This is a genomic window from Salinivibrio costicola subsp. alcaliphilus, from assembly GCF_001996185.1.
GTDB lineage: Bacteria > Pseudomonadota > Gammaproteobacteria > Enterobacterales > Vibrionaceae > Salinivibrio > Salinivibrio costicola.
In genome coordinates, this window is the sequence record NZ_MUFR01000005.1 from 96553 (window position 1) to 122618 (window position 26066).

Annotated in this window: 20 protein-coding genes and 1 pseudogene; 10 read left to right on the forward strand and 11 right to left on the reverse strand. The window is 49.2% G+C overall.

All coding sequences use genetic code 11. The features are described from left to right. Positions 1-109: 109 nt before the first annotated feature. The 4 genes from potA (at position 110) to BZJ21_RS02995 (ending at position 3939) form a co-directional block, all read left to right on the forward strand. Positions 110-1225 (forward strand): spermidine/putrescine ABC transporter ATP-binding protein PotA, encoded by a 1116-nt coding sequence (gene potA, locus BZJ21_RS02980; RefSeq protein ID WP_025744391.1) that lies wholly within the window; start codon positions 110-112, stop codon positions 1223-1225. After that, entirely contained in the window at positions 1212-2066 is an 855-nt protein-coding gene (gene potB, locus BZJ21_RS02985) for a spermidine/putrescine ABC transporter permease PotB (RefSeq protein ID WP_077460518.1), read from the forward strand. The genes potA and potB overlap by 14 nt, the downstream gene beginning before the upstream one ends. Beyond that, positions 2063-2833 (forward strand): spermidine/putrescine ABC transporter permease PotC, encoded by a 771-nt coding sequence (gene potC / locus BZJ21_RS02990; RefSeq protein ID WP_077460517.1) that lies wholly within the window; start codon positions 2063-2065, stop codon positions 2831-2833. Before potB ends, potC begins: the two co-directional genes overlap by 4 nt. Before the next feature lie 62 nt (positions 2834-2895). Then, positions 2896-3939, forward strand: a complete 1044-nt coding sequence (locus BZJ21_RS02995; RefSeq protein WP_077669093.1) for an extracellular solute-binding protein — start codon at positions 2896-2898, stop codon at positions 3937-3939. A gap of 45 nt (positions 3940-3984) precedes the next feature. Here the strand turns inward: BZJ21_RS02995 and cobB are convergent, their stop codons facing one another. Next, on the reverse strand, positions 3985-4701 hold the full coding sequence (cobB, locus tag BZJ21_RS03000; protein WP_021023193.1) for a Sir2 family NAD+-dependent deacetylase: 717 nt from the start codon (positions 4699-4701) through the stop codon (positions 3985-3987). 189 nt (positions 4702-4890) lie between these two features. Between cobB and BZJ21_RS03005 the strand changes: the two genes are divergently transcribed. After that, complete coding sequence (locus BZJ21_RS03005) at positions 4891-5598, forward strand: DUF3581 family protein (RefSeq protein ID WP_025744392.1); 708 nt, start codon at positions 4891-4893, stop codon at positions 5596-5598. A gap of 105 nt (positions 5599-5703) precedes the next feature. On the opposite strand, the gene BZJ21_RS03010 is transcribed toward BZJ21_RS03005, so the two are convergent. Further along, positions 5704-6606, reverse strand: coding sequence for a LysR family transcriptional regulator (locus BZJ21_RS03010; RefSeq protein WP_077460515.1), 903 nt, complete (start codon positions 6604-6606; stop codon positions 5704-5706). 178 nt (positions 6607-6784) lie between these two features. On the opposite strand from BZJ21_RS03010, the gene BZJ21_RS03015 reads away from it, so the two are divergent. Both BZJ21_RS03015 and dld read left to right on the forward strand, forming a co-directional pair. Further along, on the forward strand, positions 6785-8476 hold the full coding sequence (locus tag BZJ21_RS03015) for an L-lactate permease (RefSeq protein ID WP_077669094.1): 1692 nt from the start codon (positions 6785-6787) through the stop codon (positions 8474-8476). A gap of 99 nt (positions 8477-8575) precedes the next feature. Further along, positions 8576-10387 carry a D-lactate dehydrogenase gene (dld, locus tag BZJ21_RS03020; protein ID WP_077669095.1) on the forward strand — a complete coding sequence of 604 codons (1812 nt, stop codon included), beginning with the start codon at positions 8576-8578 and terminating at the stop codon, positions 10385-10387. 30 nt (positions 10388-10417) lie between these two features. Here the strand turns inward: dld and BZJ21_RS03025 are convergent, their stop codons facing one another. From BZJ21_RS03025 to hrpA, 3 genes are all read right to left on the reverse strand, one after another. Next, entirely contained in the window at positions 10418-11272 is an 855-nt protein-coding gene (locus BZJ21_RS03025; protein WP_077669096.1) for a DNA ligase, read from the reverse strand. A gap of 146 nt (positions 11273-11418) precedes the next feature. After that, entirely contained in the window at positions 11419-12054 is a 636-nt protein-coding gene (locus tag BZJ21_RS03030; RefSeq protein ID WP_236719505.1) for a murein L,D-transpeptidase catalytic domain family protein, read from the reverse strand. Positions 12055-12235: 181 nt separating this feature from the next. Further along, positions 12236-16075 (reverse strand): ATP-dependent RNA helicase HrpA, encoded by a 3840-nt coding sequence (gene hrpA / locus BZJ21_RS03035; protein WP_236719508.1) that lies wholly within the window; start codon positions 16073-16075, stop codon positions 12236-12238. Positions 16076-16303: 228 nt separating this feature from the next. Between hrpA and BZJ21_RS03040 the strand changes: the two genes are divergently transcribed. Next, a complete protein-coding gene (locus BZJ21_RS03040; RefSeq protein WP_077661163.1) occupies positions 16304-16768 on the forward strand; it encodes a tellurite resistance TerB family protein in 465 nt (154 codons plus the stop codon). Between the two features lie 13 nt (positions 16769-16781). Here the strand turns inward: BZJ21_RS03040 and btuD are convergent, their stop codons facing one another. The 6 genes from btuD to pheS form a co-directional block, all read right to left on the reverse strand. Continuing rightward, positions 16782-17570: a vitamin B12 ABC transporter ATP-binding protein BtuD gene (gene btuD, locus BZJ21_RS03045; RefSeq protein WP_077669097.1), complete on the reverse strand. Its 789-nt coding sequence runs from the start codon at positions 17568-17570 to the stop codon at positions 16782-16784. After that, complete coding sequence (gene btuC / locus BZJ21_RS03050) at positions 17570-18553, reverse strand: vitamin B12 ABC transporter permease BtuC (protein ID WP_077669103.1); 984 nt, start codon at positions 18551-18553, stop codon at positions 17570-17572. The genes btuD and btuC overlap by 1 nt, the downstream gene beginning before the upstream one ends. 104 nt (positions 18554-18657) lie before the next feature. Further along, positions 18658-19689 carry a succinylglutamate desuccinylase gene (locus BZJ21_RS03055; protein WP_077661161.1) on the reverse strand — a complete coding sequence of 344 codons (1032 nt, stop codon included), beginning with the start codon at positions 19687-19689 and terminating at the stop codon, positions 18658-18660. 170 nt (positions 19690-19859) lie between these two features. Further along, a complete protein-coding gene (gene ihfA / locus BZJ21_RS03060) occupies positions 19860-20156 on the reverse strand; it encodes an integration host factor subunit alpha (RefSeq protein WP_077460508.1) in 297 nt (98 codons plus the stop codon). 404 nt (positions 20157-20560) lie between these two features. Then, positions 20561-22963: a phenylalanine--tRNA ligase subunit beta gene (pheT, locus tag BZJ21_RS03065; RefSeq protein WP_077661160.1), complete on the reverse strand. Its 2403-nt coding sequence runs from the start codon at positions 22961-22963 to the stop codon at positions 20561-20563. Between the two features lie 19 nt (positions 22964-22982). Further along, entirely contained in the window at positions 22983-23966 is a 984-nt protein-coding gene (pheS, locus tag BZJ21_RS03070; RefSeq protein ID WP_077669098.1) for a phenylalanine--tRNA ligase subunit alpha, read from the reverse strand. Between the two features lie 310 nt (positions 23967-24276). On the opposite strand from pheS, the gene BZJ21_RS03075 reads away from it, so the two are divergent. Together BZJ21_RS03075 and BZJ21_RS03080 are read left to right on the forward strand one after the other, a co-directional pair. Further along, positions 24277-25305: a lipoate--protein ligase gene (locus BZJ21_RS03075; RefSeq protein WP_077669099.1), complete on the forward strand. Its 1029-nt coding sequence runs from the start codon at positions 24277-24279 to the stop codon at positions 25303-25305. A 322-nt stretch (positions 25306-25627) separates the two neighbouring features. Then, a pseudogene (locus BZJ21_RS03080) lies at positions 25628-25969 on the forward strand (peptide MFS transporter); the annotation flags it as partial. Between the last annotated feature and the right edge of the window lie 97 nt (positions 25970-26066).

Below are 26066 nucleotides of genomic sequence, written 5' to 3' on the forward strand. Positions count from 1 at the left end.
TGGGGAGAAAAATTGCTTTAACTTCGACTTGTGCGCGTCTATTATGCGCCGTCTGTTTTATGGGTACGTATGTACAAGACAATTTGCCAGGTAGAGAGAGAACGAACCATTGAATCACACCCATCTATCTCACAAACCGGTTGTCGAGCTGGCGTCATTAACCAAAAGTTTCGACGGCAAAGAAATTATTTCCCGCTTCAATTTAAGCGTGAATGACGGTGAATTTCTCACCATTCTCGGTCCTTCGGGTTGTGGTAAAACAACCGTATTACGCTTAATTGCGGGGCTTGAGGACGCTGACAGCGGCCAGGTTATCATTGACGGTCAAGATGTCACCGATTTGCCTGCCGAACAACGCAACGTCAACACTGTGTTTCAAAGCTATGCCTTATTTCCCCACATGAGTGTGTTTGAAAACGTGGCATTTGGCTTACGTATGCAAGGTGTGAACCGCAATGAGATCGAACCGCGTGTGATGGAAGCACTGCGCATGGTGCAGCTGGACCACTATGCCTCACGCAAGCCCCACCAGTTGTCAGGCGGTCAGCAGCAGCGTATTGCGATTGCGCGTGCTGTGGTGAATAAACCAAGCGTCTTACTGCTCGACGAATCGCTCTCTGCACTCGATTATAAACTGCGTAAGCAAATGCAAATGGAGCTCAAGCAGCTTCAGCGTAAACTCGGCATTACGTTTATCTTTGTCACCCATGATCAAGAAGAAGCGTTGTCGATGTCTGACCGTATACTGGTCATGCGTGAAGGCGAAATCGAACAAGACGGCTCACCACGAGAGATCTATGAAGAGCCAAAGAACTTGTTTGTCGCCCGGTTTATTGGCGAAATCAATGTCTTTGATGCCACCGTGATTAAACGCATCGATGAAAACCGCATTTGGGCCAGTATTGAATCCCGTGAGTGCGAGGTATTCTGCAAGCTTGATGTGAAGCCTGACGATAAGGTCAAGGTATTGCTGCGCCCTGAAGACATTCGCCTACAAGAAATTAGCGATGATGCGGAGCCTAACGGTATTGTCGGCTACGTACGCGAGCGTAACTATAAAGGCATGACCCTGGATTCAGTACTCGAGCTTCCGTCAGGGCAAACCGTGATGGTCAGTGAGTTTTTTAATGAAGACGATCCAGATGTTGATCACTCTCTGAATCAAAAAGTCACCTTGACCTGGGTAGAGAGCTGGGAGGTGGTATTGGCCGATGAAAAAGCTTAATCTTCAAACAGCCATTATTGGTTTGGTGGTCGGCTGGTTGTTGGTATTTGTTTTTTTGCCCAACCTAATGATCATCGTCACCAGTTTTTTAACCCGCGATGACGCCAATCTTATCGAGATGACGTTCACGCTGAGTAACTACGCAAAACTTCTCGATCCTCTCTACGCTAAAGTGGTGTGGCATTCCTTCTACATGGCAGCGTTAGCGACGCTGATTTGTCTGCTTATCGGCTACCCGTTTGCCTTTATTGTTGCCAAGATGCCCAAAAAAATGCGTCCAATGATGCTCTTTTTAGTCATTGTGCCATTTTGGACTAACTCATTAATCCGCACATATGGCCTCAAAATCTTTCTGGGCACGAGAGGGTTACTCAATGAAAGCCTAATGTGGCTTGGGATCATTGAGCGCCCTATCCGTATTATGTACACCGAATATGCGGTCATGATCGGTCTCGTTTATATCTTGCTGCCGTTTATGATTCTGCCGTTGTACTCCAGCATTGAAAAACTGGACAACAGCTACTTAGAGGCGGCACGCGATCTGGGCGCCAACAAGTTACAATGCTTCTTGCGCGTGATCTTACCACTTACTACGCCAGGCATTATTGCCGGTAGTTTACTGGTGATTCTTCCAGCCCTCGGCATGTTCTACGTCTCTGACTTATTAGGTGGGGCGAAAAACCTATTGATCGGTAACGTGATTAAGAGCCAAATCCTCAATGTTCGCGATTGGCCATTTGGTTCCGCGGCCAGTATTTCTCTGACGGTGCTCATGGGGCTGCTGCTATTTGCCTATTGGCGTGTGGGGAAATGGATGAATCGTAAGGAGGCATTATCATGAATCGCTTTGTTAAAGGCAGCTTCCTCTCTTTGGTTTATGCTTTTTTATATATCCCAATTCTGATTTTGATCGTCAATTCGTTCAACGCGAGCAAGTTTGGGATGAGTTGGAAAGGCTTTACTTGGCAATGGTATGAGGAACTTGTAAATAATCATAGCCTGATGCAAGCCGCGGGGAACTCACTGACCATTGCTATTTTTTCTGCTAGTGCGGCCGCTATTATAGGTAGCTTAACCGCGGTAGCACTGTTTCGTTATCGCTTTCGCGGCAAGCAGTTTGTCAATGGTATGCTGTTCGTGGTGATGATGTCGCCCGATATCGTGATGGCTATCTCGCTGTTGGCGCTCTTTATCTTAATGGGCGCACAATTAGGATTTTTGACCTTGCTGCTGTCACACATTACTTTTTGCCTGCCGTTTGTAGTCGTAACGGTTTACAGCCGCTTAAATGGTTTTGATGTCAAAATGCTTGAAGCCGCACGTGACTTAGGCGCGAGCGAATGGGTTATTTTGACCAAAATCATCCTACCGCTTGCCGCTCCCGCGGTTGCAGCGGGCTGGTTACTAAGCTTCACCTTGTCACTGGATGATGTCATCGTCAGCTCTTTTGTCACCGGGCCAGGTTATGAAATCTTGCCGCTCAAAGTTTACTCCATGGTAAAAGTCGGCGTGTCGCCAGAAATTAACGCCCTTGCCACCATTATGCTGATTGTGTCACTCGTACTGGTCATGTGCTCACAATGGCTAGCCAAAGATCGACTAAAATAATCCATTCCCCAGGGCAGTTGACAGGTCAGCCGCCCTCCTTTTTGTGTTACGAGGAGCTCACCATGGTTAAATGGTCCCCCTTTTTTGCGCTTACCCTGTTCGGTGCATTACTTACGTCTACCGCGACCGCCGCGAACAATGATGTTTTGTATTTTTACAATTGGTCTGAATATATCCCTAATTCGGTTATCGAAGATTTCACCGATGAAACGGGTATTGAGGTGATGTACTCCACCTATGAGTCCAATGAGACCATGTATGCCAAATTGAAAACGCATCCTGAGGGCTATGATCTTGTGGTGCCGTCAACTTACTATGTCGCTAAAATGCGTCAGCAAGGCATGCTACAAAAAATCGACAAATCGCAACTCCAGCATTTTTCAGGTCTGGATCCGGTTAACTTGAACAAACCTTTTGATCCTAACAATGATTATTCTGTGCCCTATATTTGGGGAGCGACAGGTATCGGCGTTAACACCGACTTTATGGACAAAGCCGATGTCTCGAGCTGGGCAGATTTATGGGATCCCAAATGGCAAGGCCAACTGTCGATGATGGATGATGCCAGAGAGCTATTTCACATTGCCCTGCGAAAACTCGGTTACTCAGCCAACACCACAGATCCGGAAGAAATAAAAGCGGCCTATGAGTCACTTAAAGCGTTGATGCCAAATGTATTGCTCTTTAATTCTGATTTTCCGGCTAACCCGTTTTTAGCGGGCGAAGTCACCCTAGGCATGCTTTGGAATGGCAGTGCCTACATGGCGCGTCAAGAAGGCGCATCGATCGACATGGTGTGGCCAGAAGAAGGCGCAATTTTTTGGATGGATAGCCTCGCGATTCCAGCGGATGCTAAAAACGTCGATGCCGCGCATAAAATGATCGATTTTCTCTTACGTCCGGAAAACGCCGCTAAGCTTGCCCTGCAGATAGGTTATCCAACGCCCGTGAAAGCCGCCTATCCGTTATTGCCTGCCGCGTTTAAAAATAACCCGCAAATTTATCCACCACAGTCGGTGATGGCTGCCGGCGAATGGCAAAACGATGTAGGTGACGCCAACCGACTTTATGAAGATTATTTTCAACGCTTAAAAGCTGGTATGTGATCCCGCGTGCTGTTCTAGACTGTCAGGGGCAAAGACGCCCCTGATTTATCGCTCAAGCGCCAGTATCTCATCCACCAGCTCAGGCACTAAAGTGCTTGCTTTGCCGTAGCGCCGTTCATCAAACTCGCTCTCAACCGCACTGGGTTCGAGGTTGATTTCAATTGTATGCGCGCCATGCATTGCCGCTTCATGCACAAAGCCCGCCGCGGGATACACTGCCCCCGATGTCCCTATAGAGATAAACAAATCCGCTTTATTTAACGCCTCATGAATTTTCCCCATGCCCCATGGCATTTCACCAAACCAAACAACATGAGGCCGCAAAGGTGCCGGCATTTGACAACAGTGACAGTGGTCAGAAACCGAAATATCACCTTTCCAATCAATGGTTTGCTGAGAGTGACTACAGCGTGCCTTTAATAGTTCGCCATGCATATGAATAATATGATGGGTGCCAGCTCGCTCATGGAGATCGTCAATATTTTGTGTCACCACCAGCACAGAGGCATGGGTTGTTTTTTCCAAGTAAGCCAAGGCGTTATGGGCGAGGTTTGGGCTCACTCCCGACTGTAATTGTCGACGGCGATCATTATAAAACTGCTGCACTAACGTTGGATTGCGCTCAAACCCCTCAGGCGTTGCAACATCTTCAATGTGGTGTTCTTCCCACAAGCCATCTTGATCACGGAATGTTTTTATCCCTGATTCCGCTGATATGCCAGCGCCGGTTAAAATTACGATATGTTGATAAGGGAATGTCATACGCCTATCCTTGATAATTCATTAACCTACGCCATTTATACCACTCTCGCCTTTACCATTGAAGCATTGTGGTTTTAGACCTTAGTCGTTGACATAACTCACAAATAAGCGATGTAACGACTGGCTAGACCAATGCTTGGTACTGCTTGGGTTACAATGGCCGCTTATTTCTCGTATCTGTTACTCACTATGAATTTAGAACATTATTATTCTGAGCAAGATGGAAAACTGATTTTTACTCGCCAACAAGCGAGTGACTTTGCGAAACGCGTTGCCGGTGACTTTAACCCCATTCATGATACCGATGCGTCACGATTTTGTGTGCCGGGAGATCTGCTCCTTTCTATTTTGCTCGCAAAAACGGGGATCAGTGAGGAAATTGAAATTCAGTTTAATGGCATGATCAGTGCCAACACCCCTTTAACTATCGTTGAAACAGATGAGGAAGTCACTGTCGTCGACGATGATCAAAAGCGCTACCTAACAATGACTCGACGCGGCGCGGTGCGCCATGATCAGGCATTGGCGACCGAAATAGCTACTCATTATGTTCAGTTTTCTGGTAAGAACTTCCCCCACATCATGGTGCCACTGATGCGTGAGCAACAGATGATGATAAACACCGATCGCCCATTGGTGATGTATGAAAAAATGAGCCTAGCATTCGACGATTTATCGATTGCCTCTGCGCAAGTCGAGCTCTCCGATTCAGCAATGCATGTCAGCGGAAAACGAGGAAAAGTCGAGCTCGCCTTCGATTTTATCGTTAACGGCCAACAAGTCGGTCACGGATGCAAGACCATGGTAGCCAGTGGATTACGCCCCTATTGCGAAGCGGCAATTCAAGACCTGGTTGAGCGATTTAATCAGCGAAAAGACGCTTACAGCACCATATAGCCCCGTGACTTAATAGTGTCCTATCGGCCCTGAAGCTCGCTAGTCAGGGCCACTCACAGTGATGAAATCGCCCAGTGAATACTGATTCCCTAGAAGCCGTGCCAACTAGAAGCAGTGCTGAATAGCCAAATACTTATTGCGAATATGCTCAATCAATAAGCGTACCTTTTTCGGCGGTTGACGTGTAAACGGATAAACCGCGTAAATCCCAAGTTTTTTTCCCACTTGATCAGGGAAAAGATCAATCAAATCCCCTTCGATTAAATCGTTATACACCAAACAGCGCGGCACATAAGCGATCCCATGACCACTCAACGCTCCCTGGCGCAATGCAATCGGGTTATCCGTAGACAGATTACCTGTCACTTTGATGACTTGATTTTTATCCTCGCCTTTAAACTCCCAATCACTCGCACCTGTGGTCTGATACGCGTATTGCAAGCAGTTATGCTGTTTAAGCTCAATGGGGTGCTGAGGCCTGCCGTGGCGAGCAATATAGCCTGGTGCTGCACATACGACCCACTGAGAATCGAGAATATGGCGAGCGATAAGACTCGAGTCTTCCAAGTACCCTGTACGGATCACTAAATCGAAGCCTTCATCAATCAAATCGACGAAGCGGTTGTTCAAAGACATATCAATATTCAAGCCGGGATATTGACCACAAAACTCAGCGACCGCTTCGGCTAACAATAACTCACCCGAGATTGTCGGGACGGATATCTTTATCTGCCCAGTAATCGCTTCTCCTAGTCCTGCAACAGCATCAAACGCTTCATCAGCGGCCTGCTTCACAGTTTTTGCACCTTGGTACAAGGTACGCCCTGCATCAGTAAGGGTCAGTTTGCGCGTTGTACGGTACAAAAGCTGCACGCCTAAGCCTTCTTCAAGCTTTTTAACACGTTTGCTAACTACGGAATTTGTCAGGGAATTTATTTCCGCGACCTTACTAAAAGAACCATACTCAACAACTTGAGCAAAAAGAACGAGATCATCTGTTTTAGGCATATTGTGTCAGTAATGGAAGTAATTATTTTCATTATTTCCATATATCAGAGAAATGTAAACGCGTAATGTCACACCTTGTTAACATTACGTCACCGAGCTGTCAGCAAAATAACAACACATGAGTGACGCCACTTTTTTACGTGATTTAACGGAAGAGACGCCTAACTAAGGAATACTTATGACAGATACCCTCTACGCCCTCGTTGCGTTCTCACCCATTGTGGTGGCTGCTATTTTACTGGTGGGGTTAAACTGGCCTGCCAAAAAGGCGATGCCGGTTGCCTTTATCATGACAGTCTTGATCGCACTATTCCAGTGGCAAATGAGCGCAGCGCGCGTATCGGCCTCTATTGCCCAAGGACTCATTATCACCGCCGCTGTCCTGTGGATCGTGTTTGGTGCCATCCTTTTACTTAACACGTTAAAGCACACAGGCGCGATCACCGTGATTCGAAATGGTTTTACCACTATCTCGGACGACAGGCGAATACAAGCCATTATCATCGCTTGGTGTTTCGGCTCTTTTATTGAGGGAGCATCTGGGTTTGGGACACCTGCTGCAATTGCCGCGCCACTCTTGGTTGCCATCGGTTTCCCTGCGCTTGCAGCGGTAGTGGTCGGCATGATGATCCAGTCAACCCCTGTGTCATTCGGCGCCGTGGGGACCCCCATTATCGTCGGGGTTAATAAAGGATTAGACAGTCATGCTATTGGTCAGACCCTCACCGCCAACGGCAGCGATTGGGCCACCTACTTGCAGGCAATTACCACGCAAGTCTCGTTTATTCATGCGGTGATCGGCACCCTTATGCCGCTGCTCATGGCTATGATGCTGACCCGTTTTTTTGGAAAAAATAAAAGCTGGAAAGAAGGCTTGGCGGTCGCGCCTTTTGCGATTTTTGCTGGTTTAGCCTTTACGGTTCCCTACGCGCTCACCGGCTGGCTGCTCGGCCCGGAGTTTCCATCACTACTCGGCGGGCTCGTCGGTATTGTGCTGGTCACGATAGCCGCGCGGAAAGGATTTCTTGTTCCCAAGACGCAGTGGGACTTTGATGATGAATCCACGTGGCCGACACATTGGCTAGGATCATTAAAAATGGACCTTAAAATCCAAGATAAACCCATGAGCATGGCTATGGCTTGGACGCCCTATATCCTATTAGCTGTCTTCTTGGTGATTAGCCGCGTCAGCCCAACCGTTAAAACCGCACTCACGGATGTGAGCTTAAGTTTCTCCGCTCTGTTTGGTGAAACGGGCATCAATGCCGCCATTCAGCCTTTATATCTCCCTGGGGGCATTCTGGCATTTGTGGCCTTACTCGCCGTCTTATTACAAGCTCGTCAATTAGCCCCACTAATGACAGCTGCACGCGAGTCGAGTAAAACACTGATCGGCGCCGGCTTTGTCTTGGTCTTTACGATTCCAATGGTGCGTATTTTTATCAACTCAGGCGTGAATGGTGCCGAACTCGTCAGTATGCCCGTGATGACCGCACGATTTGCCGCTGATCTGGTCGGCGATGGCTTCCCAGCGCTGAGTGCAACAATTGGCGCATTAGGCGCATTTATTGCCGGTTCAAACACCGTTTCGAACATGATGTTTAGTCAATTTCAGTTTGAAGTCGCACAGACCCTGGGCGCATCGACGGTGGTTGTCATTGCTCTACAAGCCGTTGGCGCGGCAGCTGGCAATATGATTGCAATACACAACGTCGTCGCCGCCTCTGCAACCGTTGGCTTACTTGGGCGAGAAGGCGCGACGCTCAGAAAAACGATTTTACCCACGCTGTATTATTTAGTCGCGGCCGGCATTATTGGCATTATATTGGTGAACATACTGCAATTTGCTGATGTGCTCACTGTAGCGTAATCTCAATCCATCAGGCCGAGCGTCTCTCGGCCTGCCTGACCACAAGCGGGCCAGCTAGGCTGACCCCAGCCTTTGTAAACATGAAGGAAAGGAACGCTTATGAATACTCCATCACGTTTGTCGTCAACCCAGCAGCAAACTTTTCTCTCGACGTTGACGGACATCGTGGGCAACGACAACCTCCTTACCGATAAAAGCCAAACCCAGCACTATCGCATGGGGTGGCGCTCTGGGGGCGGATCGGCACTGGCCGTGATCTTTCCAACCTCGTTAGTGATGCAATGGCGCGTGCTACAAGCTTGTGTTGCAGCCGATGTGGTCATGATTATGCAAGCGGCTAACACGGGGTTAACCGAGGGCTCTACGCCCAAAGGGGATGACTATGATCGTGATGTCGTTATTATCAACACCACCCGCCTCGACGGATTACAATTGATTGATGATGGCAAGCAAGTGATCAGTTTCCCTGGCACCACACTGCATCACTTAGAGAAAACGTTGCGTCCCCACCATCGAGCGCCTCACTCGGTCATAGGCTCGTCGTGTATTGGCGCCTCAATTGTCGGCGGCGTGGCGAACAACTCAGGGGGAGCGCTAGTGAAGCGTGGCCCAGCTTATACGGAATATTCGCTATTCGCGCAACTGACTGAACACGGTGAATTAGTACTGGTCAACCATTTAGGTATTGCCCTGGGTGACGACCCAGAAACCATACTCTCTCGCGTTGAAAAAGGGGATTACCGTCGCGAAGACGTTGTGTTTGACGACCGTAAAGCCTCCGCCCATGACTATGAGCACATCTTGCGTGATGTCGATGCCGACAGCCCTGCTCGTTATAACGCAGATAAACGTCGCCTGCATGAAGTAAGCGGATGTGCCGGTAAACTCGCTGTGTTCGCTGTGCGACTAGACACCTATCCTATCCCCGAGCGCGAGCAAGTTTTTTATCTGGGTACCAATGATCCAGATGTCTTCAATACGCTGCGTCGACGTGTACTGTCTGAATTGTCGCATTTGCCAGAGGTCGGTGAATACATGCACCGTGATGCCTTTAATATCGCCGAGCGTTACGGAAAAGACGTGTTTCTCGCGATTGGGCAACTGGGTACCGATTCAATCCCCAAGATGTTTGCCTTAAAAGCCCAGATCACCGCCTGGTTAGACAAAGTACCGCTGCTGCCTAAGTCCTTACCCGACAAAGTGATGCAGTATGCCAGTCAATTATTTCCTCAGCATTTACCCAAACGCATGTTGGCATTTCGCGATCGATATGAGCATCACTTGATCGTGAAAGCCTCTGACGAGGGCATTAATGAGATATCCGCCTTTTTAAGCCGCTTTTTTGCCGAGCACCCAGACAGTGACTATTTTGCCTGTAATGCGGATGAAGCCAAAAAAGCGATGTTGCATCGTTTTGCCGCCGCCGGTGCAGCGATCCGCTATCACATTATGCACCACCGGGATAGTGAAGACATTTTGGCTCTCGACATTGCACTAAAACGTAATGAAACCGAATGGCAAGAACACTTGCCCGAAGAGATTGAACAAAACATAGTGACAAAGCTCTATTACGGCCATTTCTTCTGTCATGTGTTTCACCAAGACTATGTGATCAAAAAAGGCGCAGACGTGGCAGCAATCAAAGCTAAGATGCTGGCGCAATTAGAAACCCGCGGCGCGAAATATCCGGCAGAGCATAATGTGGGACACCTTTATGCGGCAGAGCCCGATTTAGCCAACTTTTATCATCAGCTTGATCCAACCAACAGCTTCAACCCTGGGATCGGAAAAACCGGCAAGAAAAAGTACAGCACCGATTGCCAATGTCTTGACCATCAATTGCGGCACCCAACCTCGGATACCGTGACCAAGACAGCAACGTCAGGCTCATCGACAACCGCATCTCACTAGCCGCCGAACAACAAGCGAGTCAAGTCGCGCCTAGAGTGCGACTTTTTCTCGTATAAAGCGGGCAAAACGTGGGATCCCTTTATCCGTCACGCCGTTATAACGTACGACAATGGTCTGCCCCTGCTCAGGCGGGCGTTGACGCTGTTGATCGGTAAAACCAGAGCCAACGTTAAACACAGTGCCATCCGCCATCTGCACTTGGAGTGATCCCATCATTCCGGTCAAACGTCCCTGCCCCGGATTCATTCCCACCACAGACACATCGACTTCTTGGTACGCCTTAAGCTTGACCAAGCTATCAACGCGCGCGCCAAGGTATAAACTCTCTGGATGATGCAGCATCAGCCCTTCGCCACCCGCGTCGGTGATTTGAGCCAAGCGATCGGCCAGTGCTTGGTCATTGGCCACCGGCTGCTGCTCAACCCACTGGATCACGTCGCCTCCTTGCTCGGCCAGACGTTTTAATGCCAGATAGCGCTCAGCAAAGGGGCCTGGATGTTGTGGAAGATCGAACACGTAAAAACCAATACGTTGCCAGTCACTGTCATTTGGCGTCTTATCAAGCACCGTTCGCAATACGGTTTGAAATTCACCGCGCCCAGCCCATAACTCCCCATCAAGGGGCACATTAGGCAAGGCAGCCAGAAACGATTGCGGTGCATGAATGGGATTCCCCTGGCGCGTCAACAATTCCGTGCCGGTCCAGTAGGCCCGAATGCCGTCTAGCTTCTCACTCGCCCAAAAGCCTTGATAGCTTTGTGACGCTAACTGCCCATCCACGCCGTGCATCAATGCCGGTGCCGATGGAGCACTCAATGATATGGCCGGGGATAGCACACAAGCAAAAAGCAAACCAATACTGAGCCGGTTAATATATCGCATCATTGTCCTCCTTATCGCATAAGGCTAAAGGCTAACCAGAATCTAAGCCTAAGCGGTAAAAGGAAGATGATTTTGGCAGTAAGCTAGCAACAGTTATTGTTCGGTAGTGAGCTTTGCAATGCATCGTGATAACTGACTCGCGGGCTTTTTTATGCCTGGTGGGAAAAGGCATAGATGAAGGTGCCATTTTTGATCACATCAATCACACGAGATGATAAATCAGTGGGTAATGCCGGGCATCCCCAGCTTCGTCCAAGACGACCGCTTTGCTCAATCATGGCGGGATTGGCATAGTCAGCACCGTGAATCACAATTGCCCGTTCACGCGCCTTATCATTCAAACCTTCAGAGAGGCCATCTAAGCGCAGCGAATAGCCGTGTTTGCCGTGATACGTTTCCGCTGCACGATAAATGCCGAGGGATGTTTGTCGCGAATTGACGCGATTAGAAAACGTCTTGGCATACAGATTCCCGCTGTTCTTGCCATGCGAGACGTACGAACGAAAAAGGACATTACGCGTTTTGACATTAATCACCCAAAAGCGTTTCTCGGTCGACGGCTTACCATAATCAATCAACGTCATCACAGGTTTGGCACTGTGATGCTGGGAAAAGTGACGGTAGGCATCGGCAAAAGCGTGATAAGACACCTCTCCTTCAAGGTGAAGGGATTGATATAGCCCACTGACGTCATCTTTAAAGCTGGCCAATACGGGATGAGAGATGCTCAACGTAAGTAAGCCCAACAGCCCAAGTCCCCAAGAGGGAAGAATGAATCGCATCATGATGTGCTCCTTGTTTTGCCACTGCAATACAGGCTATCTAGTTAGCGTGCCTGTATTGACAAAAACAAAAACCGTGCCATAAAGACACGGTTTCATTAGCTATTGATAGTTAAGTAATTTAATCAGCTCACCGCAGACCGACGTACACGCGCAAGTCGACGGTGGCAGAAGGTTGCCACAATTAAAGCGCAGCCATTGCGTTTTTGATCCGCTTATCAGAGACCGGGTACGGGGTACCCAATTGCTGAGCAAAGTAACTCACGCGTAGCTCTTCAATCATCCAACGAATCGCCTTCACCTCATCAGGCACCGGCTTTCCTTTTGGCAGCTTGTTATACAGCGTTTTATAGTCGTTCATGACCGACTCTATCTTGAGCATATGGTTACGATCGCGCGTCGGATCGACGGGTAATTTTTCTAGTCGACGCTCTATCGCCTTCATATAGCGCAAAATATCCGGCAGCCGCTCCCAACCACAGTAGGTGGCAAACCCTTTGTATATCAAGCCTTCCAATTGCGCTTTAATATCAGACATAGCAAATGCCATCGACAAATCTACTTTGCCTTTCAGTTTTTTGTTGATAGTAAACGCATGCGTCAGGATTTGCTCAACGTGCTGAGCAATGTCGACCACTGTATCGCCTAGCTCTGCACGCACGGTTTCTTTTAACGACTCAAACTCGGCCTCTTCCCAAGTAAGGCCGCCGTGCTGAGCAATTAATTTATCGACGCCACAAGCAATACAATCATCGATTAAATCCAGCACACGCCCATAGGGGTTAAAGTACAGCCCCAGCTTTGATTTGTTGGGTAAATGTGCATGAAGATACTTAATCGGCGATGGCACATTGAGTAAAATCAACCGGCGCTGTCCGGCCTGCATCGCTTTTAGTTGCTGATCTTCCGTTTCAAATAAGCGAATCGCGACGCTGTCTTTTTCATCCACCAGTGCCGGGTAAGCCTTGACTTCAAAGCCATGTTTTTTTTGCTGATAACGCGATGGCAAACGGCCAAAGTGCCATTGCGTGATCCCTTGCTGCTCAATGTCATCATCTGCCACGTCCGACAAGGTGGCCTGAACCTGATCTTTGAGTGACACCTTGAGCGCGTTCAGATCTTCGCTTTCCGCGAGGGTTCGATTTTTATCATCGACGACGCGGAACTGCATCCGCAAATGCTCTGGAAGTTGGCTGAAGTTCCAGCTTTCACGCGCAATCGTCACCCCTGACATCTGCTTAAGGGCTTTTTCCATACTATCTAGCAAAGGCGCCTCTAGTGGCGTCACGCGCTGTAAGATTGCATCGGCATAGTTGGGGGCCGGGACAAAGTTACGACGTAACGGCTTAGGCAAGGATTTGATCAATGCGACAATCAGCTCATGACGCAGACCCGGCACATGCCAATCAAAGCCCTCTTCAGATACCTGGTTGAGAATTGGTAACGGAATATGCACCGTGACCCCATCATGATCTTGCCCAGGTTCAAACTGATAACTGAGCTTGAGTTTGACGTTATCTTGATACCAAACGTTGGGATAATCTAACTCGGTGACATGGCTCGCATCACCTTGCAGCAGCATGGCTTTTTCGAAATTCAGTAAATCGGGATCGTCCTGACGGGCTTTTTTCCACCAGCTATCAAAGTGGCGACCACTGACCACACTGTGATCGAGACGCTGGTCATAAAAATCAAACAAGGTGTCATCGTCTGCCAAAATATCGCGGCGACGCGATTTAAGCTCTAGCTCTTCTACCTCTGCAAGCAGCTTTTGATTTTGACGGAAAAAGGCGTGCTTAGTCTGCCAGTCGCCTTCAACCAGCGCCGAGCGAATAAATAGTTCGCGGCTGAGCACAGGATCAATCGGGCCATAGTTTACTTTGCGGCTGGCAATAATCGGGATCCCGTATAAGGTCACTTTTTCGCTTGCCATGACCGCCGCCTGCTTCCGAGACCAATGCGGCTCACTGTAGGTGCGCTTAATCAGATGCTGCGCCAAGGGTTCGACCCACTCGGGTTGGATCCGCGCGGCAATTCGCCCCCATAATTTGGAGGTTTCGACCAGCTCGGCCACCATCACCCATTTAGGCTGTTTTTTAAATAAGCCCGATCCAGGAAAAATATGGAAACGTGCATTGCGGGCACCTTGGTAATCGTTCTTCTCTTGGTCTTTTAAACCAATATGACTCAACATGCCGGCGAGTAAAGCCATATGCACAGCCTGATAGTTTGCCGGCTCTTGGTTAAATGCGCTGTTTTGCTCTTTCATTACCTGGGTAATTTGGTAGTGGACATCTTGCCACTCTCGTACACGCAGGTAGTTGAGGTAGTCTTTTTTACACTGCTTGCGGAACTGGTTATTCGACAGCAATTGTTGCTGCTCTTTCACGTAGCCCCACAGATTGACATACGCTAAAAAGTCGGATTCTTTATCGGCAAACCGGCGGTGCTGCTCATCGGCTTGTTGCTGTTTGTCCGCCGGACGCTCACGCGGATCTTGAATCGCCAGCGCGGCAGCAATCACCATCACTTCATTGAGTGCCCCATACTTAGGCGCTTCAATCACCATGCGCGCTAAACGCGGATCAATCGGAAGCTTGGCCAGGGTTTTGCCCACTCCCGTCAGCTGACGCTTGGAGGCCACTTGTCCGGATTTAATTGCCCCCAGCTCTTCGAGTAAGCGCACACCGTCTTTAATGTGACGGCTATCAGGTGGCTGAACAAACGGAAAGGCTTGAATATCACCCAGACCAAGCGCCGTCATTTGCAAAATCACCGACGCCAGATTGGTTCGAAGAATTTCCGGATCGGTAAACTCAGGTCGACCTAAAAAATCGTCTTCGCTATAAAGGCGAATACAAATCCCTTCTGACACACGCCCGCAACGGCCCTTACGCTGGTTGGCACTGGCTTGCGAAATTGGCTCAATGGGCAACCGCTGTACCTTGGTGCGGTAGCTATAGCGTGAAATGCGCGCCGTACCCGGATCAATCACATACTTGATCCCCGGGACCGTCAACGAGGTTTCTGCGACGTTGGTGGCCAGTACAATCCGTCGCCCAGAATGAGATTGAAAAACACGATTTTGTTCGCCGGCAGAAAGCCGAGCATAGAGCGGTAAAATCTCGGTATCCCGTAACTGGCGACGTTGCAAGTGATCGGCCGTGTCACGAATTTCTCGCTCACCATTCATAAAGATCAGAATGTCGCCTGGCCCTTCGGTGCAAAGCTCATCGACGGCTTCGCTAATCGCTTCAAGCTGATCGCGGTCGCTTTCATCGTCTTCAGCAGCCAACGGACGATAGCGCACGTCAACCGGATAAGTGCGGCCAGACACCTCAATCATGGGGGCATTGTTGAAATGCTTAGAAAAACGTTCTGGGTCGATGGTCGCCGAGGTGATGATGACTTTTAAGTCGGGACGCTTTGGCAGCAACTCGCGCAAATAGCCGAGAATAAAGTCGATATTGAGGCTACGTTCATGCGCTTCATCGATGATAATGCAGTCATACTGATTGAGATAACGATCATGCTGAATTTCTGCCAACAAAATCCCGTCAGTCATCAGCTTTACTTGAGTCGCATCTGACACCTTGTCGTTAAAACGCACTTTATAGCCGATACTACGGCCAAGCTCGACATCAAGCTCATCGGCAATGCGAGAAGCAACAGATCGCGCCGCCAAGCGACGTGGCTGCGTATGACCAATGGTCCCTGCAACACCCAGCCCTAATTCCATACAAATCTTGGGTAGCTGAGTGGTTTTACCCGATCCCGTTTCACCGGCAATAATCACTACCTGATGGTTGGCAATAGCCTCGGCAATATCGTCTTTTTTCTGACTAACGGGCAATGCCTCAGGATAACTAATGGTGGGCGTGCTCGTTTGTCGTGATAAAAGGCGCTGCATGCTTTGCGCCATATCCGCGGCGATTTGATCGTAAACGGCCTGTTTGGCATCGTTTTTATTGATTTTCTGCGCACCGTGAATGCGTTTTTTAAAGCGAAAACGGTCTTGCAGCATACAATCGTTTAAGGCTGCAAATAGCGTGTCTGGCGTGTTGTGATGACGTGAACTCAAGGCGATTCCTGCTTACTGCTTAATCTTTTAAGGCGTTTATCAGTGTCACAGCCGATAAATAAGGTTGATTGGTGTCGCATCCTATCACAAAGTAAAAAGAATCAAACCTGCATAGGATTCGCACCGTATTCTATGACAGACCTAAATGACTTCGCAGTAGGGAGAAGCGCCATGCTTAAACAGCTATTTAGTAAATTAGAATCTGCCTTTGCGGCCGATCTGGGGCAACAGGGCGATCAGGCAGGCTTATCACGGCATCAAGCGATGGCTGGCCTGCTCAGTGAAGTCGCCATGGCGGATCATGATATTGATGAAAGGGAGAAGGAGACCAAGAAAGCACGGATCTGCCAACTGTTATCGCTTGAGACCACGCAAGCTGAATCGTTACTTGAGCAAGCACGACAACACAGTGAGCATGCAACGTCACTCTATGAATATACCGACAAATTACGCGATCTCGACCCGCACACACGGATTTTGCTTATCGAAGCCATGTGGTCGGTGGCTTACGCTGATGAAAACATCGACCCCTTAGAGGAAGCCGTGATTCGAAAAACGGCCGATCTACTTTATGTCGATCATGCTGACTTTATTCGCGCCAAATTAACGGTTATCGACAACGATGAACGTGACTAGCAACGCGTGGTAGTTAACTCGTTCGCGCACGCATAATCACGGGGCCATTTACCGTGGAGACTTGCTCGAGCGGGGTCGCAAACACCTCTGAAAGTTGGCGATCGGTTAACACCTGCCCAGGGCGCCCAGTGGCAACAAGGCGTCCCTGGTTAAGCAATAATACCTTATCGGCATGTACCAATGTCCGGTTGAGATCGTGATTCGCCATCACAATCGCAATGCCATAAGTTGCTGCCATCATGCTAATTTCTTGGTAGATGATTTCTTGTTGTGCCACATCAAGCCCAGTTGCCGGTTCATCCAGTAATAGCAGACACGCATGAGGGTTAAGTGACGGCAACACTTGCAACAAAGCGCCGGCGAGACGAACACGTTGCCACTCTCCTCCGGACAAGCTATCAATGCGCCGATGGAGTTTATCGGAAACAGCTAAACGCGAGGCGATATGATTCACCGCCTCATCACGTGCACTGCCAGCCATTTGCTGTAAGCTTTGTCTTGGTAAGCTATCAAGCACCAGACTAAGGTATTCAAACACCGCCATGACGAACGCCGGACGTTGATGCTGCATCAGGTAGCCGCGCCACTGCGCCAATGTTTGCCGGGTTTGACCGCCGAGACGTTGGCTATTGATCGCGATGTGACCAGTCTCTGGCATCTCTAATCCCGAGAGAAGCTGTAACAAGGTACTTTTGCCACTGCCATTAGGCCCAATTAAATGCACCACCTGCCCGGCTTCAACGGATAGGGAAAGGGGGAAAAGCCTCGGCGGCAAACTCACATCTTGCGCATGAACCACCATTACCCCGCCCTCACTAACATCCAAATAAACAAAGGTGCACCAATCACACTGGTCACCACGCCGACAGGTAACTCCGCCGAGGGAATAATAAGCCGTCCAATGGTATCCGCACAGACGAGCAATAATGCGCCGGCAAGCGCCGACATTGGCAACAAGTAGCAATTACGGCTGCCCAACCATAAGCGCAAATAATGCGGCACAATTAGACCAATAAAGCCGATCACACCGGCCGTCGCAACCGATACCCCAACCAGTATGCTCACGAGCACAATCAACTGCCAACGCAGCCGATGAGTATCAAGTCCCAATTGCTGTGCTTGTTGGTCGCCAAGCATGAGTTGATCGAGTTTTTGCCCGTAGCGCCATAATAGCGCAATACAAGGTAACGTTATCGACAATATCGCAACATGCTCTAAACGCATGCCCGATAGCGATCCCATTAACCAAACCATTAATTGGCGTAGGTTAAAGTCGGTGCTGAAATAAAATGCCAATGTCACTCCCGAGCCGGCTAAGATGCTCAGGGCAACCCCCACCAATAAAATTCGGGACGTGGCTAATGCCCGGCGTGCCAACATCACCAATATCAAGGTAAAGGTACTGGCGCCTAGCATCGCAGCAATCGCCATATGCGAGCTTGATGCCCACGTAGGCGCAAGCAGTAATAATAAGACGACCGCAATGCTCGCCCCACCGGAGATCCCAAGCACACCCGGCTCAGCCAAAGGATTACCCAGCAATACTTGCAAGCTGGCTCCCGCCATCGCCAGCGACGCTCCTATCAATAATGCAGCTAACACCCGAGGCAAACGCAGCTGGATCAGCAGTTGTTGCGCCAATGGCGAATCGGGCGCGAGCGGATTAATCCAGAGCTCTCCCACACTTAGCGCCACGCCACTGGCTAACAACAAAAGACAGGAAAAAAGACATAACGCGCGCCGCCAACGGATATGTTGGCGGGCGGTGAGTGATGACACTTGCATGGGTCGTTCGACCATCTATTTAGCACATAATAATGCAATGTACTTTACCGACTGAATCAACGGTTGAAAAGCGCTAACGACCAGCGTGTGGCAAGAGTACGCAATTACGCTGATGTTGTATTCACATACAAGGGCTGGTCGGCATCAGGGCGAAAAGGCGTGGCTAATAATCCAGCACGATGGCCAACAGGCACATTCGCATTGGGGAAGATCACGACTTCACCGTCTTGCTCAGCATAAATGCTCATGCCTTCATCCGTGGCTAAGCATTCACCTTGCTGAAACGGCGTAAAGTTCTTCGCCGAGGATGAAAACGTCAGCGCAAACTGCTCGGTGTGTTTCGTCAACGTGCGTGTTACTCGATAAAAACGCATGGGTGTCAGTGTCGAGGGCAACGCAGTCTCGCTAAGGAGCGTGCGTAATGTCTGATTAAGCGGTGCATACTCACGCATGTCGTTCTCATACAGTGGCGCAACACGCCCCATTTCTAAGGTCGCCGCCAAGGCATCATGATGGTTGGCGCTGTACCAGCTGAATGTGGGGGATGGCGATTGTGACAGAACACTCGCATCCATTTGCGCATCGTTGAGCAAGGCCGCCAGTGGGCGTACATCCGTCGCTTTAGACGTCGTGGGGATCACGCCAAACATATAGTGGAAAGAGTCGCGAATAGCGCTGTGTAAATCCAAGTGCCAACGCTGCATTGACGCGGGCTGCGCCGCAAAAAAGTCACTGACTGCTTGCTGTAGCTGGTTAGCCAAGTGGTGTTCTTCGTTTTTTTCTTGATTCCAGCCACCAAAAAGTCGGTTCAAGTTATCTTCGATAAACCGGGTATGGGCTTTAATGGCTTCTGCATGACCAATAATAAGCAGTAACGGCACCGTCGGAATCAATGCGCCACTGAGAATATCGGCCAGCAACCCGTCAATCAGCTCAATCGGTGCGGTTTCATCGCCATGGATCCCCGAAGATAAAACCACGCAACGCGAGACCGTGGGGTTGTCAGGTTGGATGCGAACCACACCGGGCATGTGGTGTGTAAAGGTCAGAGACGACTGCTGCCATTGGTCGGCTTGGAACGCGTGAGGCGCGGTCAGGGCGGCATCAATAAAGGCGCCTGGGCGTGCTGTCAGCATAATGCTTCCTTTTATTACAACTAGACAACAAAACGTTACAACGAGATAACCAATAACCCCAGTGTTTTATCCTGACAATGTGATCATGTATAGACAAATTAAAAAGCCGTGAACCAAAGGCACACGGCTTTCTATTGTGGTGCTATCACCACCGACAAGTTGATATAGGCTTACTTTTCAACTTCTGCATTTTCAACTCGTGCTTTAAGCTTTTGGCCGGGTCGAAAAGTGACAACACGACGCGCCGTGATCGGAATATCTTCCCCTGTTTTAGGGTTTCGACCGGGGCGTTGATTCTTGTCTCGCAAATCAAAATTACCAAAACCGGACAGTTTGACTTGCTCGCCACTTTCAAGCGCTTTTCGTACTTCTTCAAAAAACACTTCGACTGTATCCTTGGCGTCCCGTTTGCTAATCCCGATATTTTCAAACAGGTTCTCAGCCAAATCGGCTTTCGTGAGCGCCATAGGTTTTCCCTCAAGAATTGTTTAACATATTGGCAATACCGCAGTATCGACACCGCCATTCTACACGTGGTCTACGCGTCTTTAGCCCTTGTATTTTAGGAACATTCGAAAACCACTTAAAAACAAGTGTATGCCAACTGGCTGATTTGCGCCAACTTTTTTACATGAAAAAAAATAGCGCCATGTCCAAAAAATTGACCTTTTAAACCAATACGTTACACGTTTATCTGCCGGTACGTCTATAGATGGACAACCTCTGTGGTCAATATTAGACGCTTTTATCAATAATTGAACAATTAATAAACAAATATAGCGAATTTATTCAGTTTTTCAAACGTATAGATGTTAGGCCATTTAGGCATAAAAAAAGCAGCGTTACCGCTGCTTTTTTCACTTAAATGGGGCTAATCTCGCAAGACCACGCCCAGTTTTTCTGAGAGGTTGCGCACGACACCCGACACCGCGTCACTGATATCGGCCTCTTCTAGGGTGCGCTCATCCGATTGCAAAATAAGTGCTATCGCTAAGCTCTTCTTCCCATCTTCTACCCCTTTACCGGTATACAGGTCGAAAAGTTGCGCATCTTTAATCAGCGCATTACCGCTTTGTAAACACGCAGCGACTACATCGCCTGATGCGAGCGACTCATCAGCAATCACCGCAATATCACGACGGTTTGCAGGGAACTTGGACAGACCGGCCGCTTCAGGAATAAAGCGCGTATCAATCGCTTGCCATTCCAGCTCAAACACCACGGTGCGCCCATTTAAGCCAAACTCGCGTTCTAGCTCTGGGTGTAGCGTACCAATATAGCCGACAACATTGCCATCAAACTCAATCGCTGCAGTTTGGCCTGGGTGCATCGCGGGATGAGAGGCTGACACAAAGCGGAAATCATTCAACTGACCGGTTAGCTCAAGCACCGCTTCCAGATCCCCTTTTAAGTCAAAGAAATCAACCGTTGCGCTGGTCAGATCCCAATGCTCTTCGCTACTTGGTCCGGCAATAACCCCGGCAAGCATCCGCTCTTGGCGAATGTTATCTTGACGTATGTCACCGCTCATATCGCCTTCAGGCGTGAAGCGTAAACCAAACTCAAACAAACGCACGCGCGGTTGTTGACGCTTTTGATTATAGGCCACCGTATTGAGCAAACCAGGTAATAAGCTTAAGCGCATCGCGGACATATCCGCCGAGATGGGGCTTGGCAGGATTAACGGCGCCACATTCGGCACAATCAACGCCTGTTGCTTGGGCTCAACAAAGCTATAAGTGATCGCTTCATGGAAACCACGGTCAACCAGAAGATCACGTACACGCTTGAGTGGCATCGCCGCTTCTTTATATTCGCGCATGGTGAGCGCAGCTTTCGGCGCACGGGTCGGAATATTGTCGTAGCCATAGATACGACCCACTTCCTCAATCAAATCTTGCTCGATGGCAATATCAAAACGCCAGCTTGGTGCCGTTGCTTCCCAACCTTGATCGGTGGTCGTCACCGCACAGCCTAAGCGGGTCAAAATGGCATCGACATCCTTGTTGTCAATAGCATGCCCGAGTAAACCATCGAGCTTGGTACGACGAAGCGTGACAGTGTCACGAACCGGCAAGGTGTTAGTGGACTCAGCCGTCACAATCTCGCCCGCTTCGCCGCCACAGATAGCCAGCAATAATTCAGTGGCTCGCTCCATCGCTGCGGCTTGCAGTGCCGGATCAACCCCGCGCTCAAAGCGGTGAGATGAATCTGTGTGTAGACCATAGCTACGTGCACGACCACGAATCGCTTCCGGGGCAAAAAAGGCTGACTCTAACAGAATATCTTGGGTTTCTGTGGTCACACCTGACTCTTGGCCGCCAAAAATGCCCGCCATCGCCAACGCTTTTTTCTTATCCGCAATAACGAGCGTTTGCGCATTTAGTTTGGCTTCATTGCCATCAAGTAAGGTCAGTGCTTCGCCTTCTTTGGCTAAACGCACCACGATGCCACCTTCAATCTTGCCAAGATCAAACGCATGCATTGGCTGACCTTGCTCAAGCATCACATAGTTGGTGACATCCACCACAGGATCGATAGAACGAATACCACTGCGACGCAGTTTTTCTTGCATCCACAACGGGCTCTGCGCATTAAGATCAACGTTTTTTACCACACGGCCCAGATAACGTGGGCACGCTTGCGGCGCATCGATGCGCACCGATACTTTGTCTTCAATGCTGGCAGCAACAGGCGTAATGGTAGGCTCTGTTACATCGGTGCGGTTTAATACGCCCACTTCACGCGCCAAGCCACGTAGGCTCAAACAATCAGCGCGGTTTGGGGTCAAATCCACATCGATGGTGACATCGTTGAGTGCAAGATAATCACGGATGTCAGTACCAATCGGCGCGTCAGCGGGCAATTCGATAATGCCATCCGATTCCACATCGATACCCAGCTCGGTGAACGAGCACAACATACCGAATGATGGCTGGCCGCGTAGCTTGGCCTTTTTGATTTTAAAATCACCCGGCAATACCGCTCCAACCATGGCTACCGCCACTTTTAAGCCTTGGCGACAATTCGGCGCACCACAGACAATATCCAGTAACTCATCGTTACCTACATTAATTTTAGTGACCCGCAGTTTGTCTGCGTCAGGGTGTTGACCACATTCCACCACTTCACCCACAACCACACCGCTAAACTCGCCAGCCACGGGGGCAATCTCGTCAACTTCAAGACCGGCCATGGTGATCTGGTGGGCAAGCGCGTTGGTGTCGTTTGCTGGATTTACCCACTCTCTCAACCAAGATTCACTGAATTTCATTATTACCTTGCCCCACTGATTACTTAAATTGTTTCAAAAAGCGCAGATCGTTCTCGAAGAACGCACGAAGATCATTCACGCCGTAGCGCAACATGGTTAGGCGTTCAACCCCAATACCAAAAGCAAAACCTTGATATTCCTCTGGGTCAATGTTCACCGACCGCAGGACATTGGGGTGAACCATGCCACAACCTAAGATCTCTAGCCATTTGCCACCTTTACGGCGCACATCGACTTCCGCTGAGGGCTCAGTAAACGGGAAATAGGAAGGACGGAAACGTACTTCGAGATCTTCCTCAAAAAAGTTGCGAAGGAAGTCGTTCAAAATACCTTTTAGATCGGCAAAGGTAATGTCTTTATCGACCAGTAAACCTTCTACTTGGTGGAACATGGGCGTGTGCGTTTGGTCGTAATCGTTTCGATAAACACGGCCTGGCGCAATAATACGGAATGGCGGCTTGCCGGCTTCCATGGTCCGGATCTGAACGCCCGAGGTATGGGTACGCAACATCAAATCAGGGTTAAAGAAGAAGGTGTCATGATCGGTACGCGCGGGATGATCGACTGCGATGTTCAATGCATCAAAGTTATGGAAGCCATCTTCCACTTCGGGTCCAGCTTCCACCGAAAAACCAAGCTCACCAAAAAATTGCTCAATACGCTCAATGGTGCGCGTTACCGGATGCAATCCACCGTTTTCAATCCGGCGGCCTGGCAGGCTCACATCAATGGTTTCGGCGGCCAGTTTGGCTTCTAGCTCAGCACGTTCTAGTGCTTGCTTACGTTCAGCAATCGTCTGCTGCACGGTTTGCTTAGCCTGATTAATCTTCTGACCCGCTTCGCGGCGTTCTTCAGGAGGCAATTTGCCTAAAGCCTGAAGCTGTGCGGTTAACTCACCCTTCTTTCCTAGGTATTTTACCCGGACTTCATCCAATGCAGCCACAGAGGCAGCATCGGCCACCGCATTGGTTGCATTCGCAAGAATTTCTTCTAATTGTTGCATTGTTTCCTCGTCGACCCGTTGGGCAGTCCAAACCAGGTAGGTGCGTGACAATACCTGCTGACATCATGGTTTCACCCATTGTCTGAGCAAACTGACAGAGTCGTCTTGTTATACGCCTCAATGCCAATTGACTGAGAGAACAGGTAATAAATTGACCTTACATACTAATTAATGCCACGACTAATGCCAAACGCTAAACGGCATTTAAGCCATTTTTCCTCGCCATCAGCTACCGGTTTATCCATTTTGTTGGCATAGATGAAGAGTTTGCTATGCTACGAGCCGAGATCTCGACGAATTTGGAGTCAGTATGCAAGACAACAATCATCCTTTACGCGTGTTTGTATCCACCTCGACCCACCCTTGGTTTAATTTGGCGGTGGAAGATACGATTTTCCGTACCATGTCATCAGCGCAAAATGTGCTCTTTCTTTGGCGTAACGACAATACGGTGGTGATCGGGCGTGGCCAAAATGCATGGCGCGAATGCAACACTCGTAAAATGGAACAAGACGGCGTTGTGTTAGCCCGACGCCAAAGCGGTGGTGGCGCCGTGTTTCATGATCTTGGCAATACTAATTTTACCTTTATGGCCGGCAAGCCCGGTTACGACAAGTCGGTATCAACACAAATTGTACTCGACGCGCTGAAAAACCTGGGAATAGATGCCGATGCCAGTGGACGTAATGACCTCACCATGAAGACGCCCGAAGGCCCAAGAAAAATATCGGGCTCTGCCTATAAAGAAACCAAAGATCGCGGCTTTCACCACGGCACCCTATTGATTAATGCCAACTTGTCGCGACTGGGCGATTACCTCAACCCTGATCCCAAAAAGCTGCAAGCCAAGGGCATTACCTCTGTACGCGCGCGGGTAGCGAATATTTCCGATTATGTCCCGGAGATCACCCACCAAGCTCTGTGTGATGCGATCAAAGCTGCATTCTTTAACCACTATGGCAATACCGCTGAGATTGAATACATTTCTCCTGAGGCCAAACCCGATGTCGAAGGCTTTAACGCCATCTATGAAAAACAGTGCAGTTGGGAATGGAATTTTGGCAAAAGCCCGCAATTTATGCATACGTTTGATGAACGCTTCGAATGGGGGGGCGTTGAGCTGCATTTAGATGTAAAAAATGGCGAAATCGCCGACTGTCAGCTATTCACCGATAGCTTAACGCCAGGGCCGATAGAAATACTGGCAAGCCAGTTGATCGGGCAAACCTATCACTCGGAAACACTCTATCAATTTGTCACCAATCAGGCAGAAGCCGATCCAAGCCACCAAGCCATGTATCAGGATATTGCCCTTTGGCTGCGCCACGCCCTCGCTTGATAGGCACACATTAACAGTGACCCCCATCACATAATTCCCTCTGTTTTTGATCCCACGCAAAGACGCACTCAGCTGTCACGTCACTATAGGTGGCAGCTGTTCAGTGCGACAAAATTTCATCATTCGGATAAAACCCATCATTAATGACGGCATTATTGCTTGAATAATAGTTTTTAATTTTGATAAAAAAGCATTAATCTAGTTTTACATATTTTGTTACAAACTGTAGCGAGGTGATCTTTCCAACAAACGTTTCGGCAATGTACTGCACGCCGATTGAAGAAATGCAGGCCCAACAAAACTCACGAATAATTAAATAGTTATGGAAAACCAAAAAACAATACTCGGTCACCCTCGGGGACTTTTTTTACTCTTCGGCACGGAACTGTGGGAGCGCTTTTCCTACTACGCGATGCGTGCGATTTTGGTGCTTTACCTCACCGATCAAACCATCAATGGCGGTTTAGGCTGGTCCACCAAAGACGCGCTAGAGCTGTATGGCTATTACACCGGTCTCGTTTATATCACGCCACTCATCGGCGGTTGGTTTGCCGATAACTTTGTCGGTCAGCGTCGAGCCGTGATTCTAGGTGGTGCATTAATGGCCATTGGTCAATTTACTCTGGCTTTCCCTGCTCACCAATATGGCTTAGATACGGTACACCCGTCATTCCGCAGCCAATTAATGAATTAAAATAGTGTGATCCAGCGATCATTTGCAGCTTTTAGTGTCACATATGTCTTGACCGTGATCCCCAGCT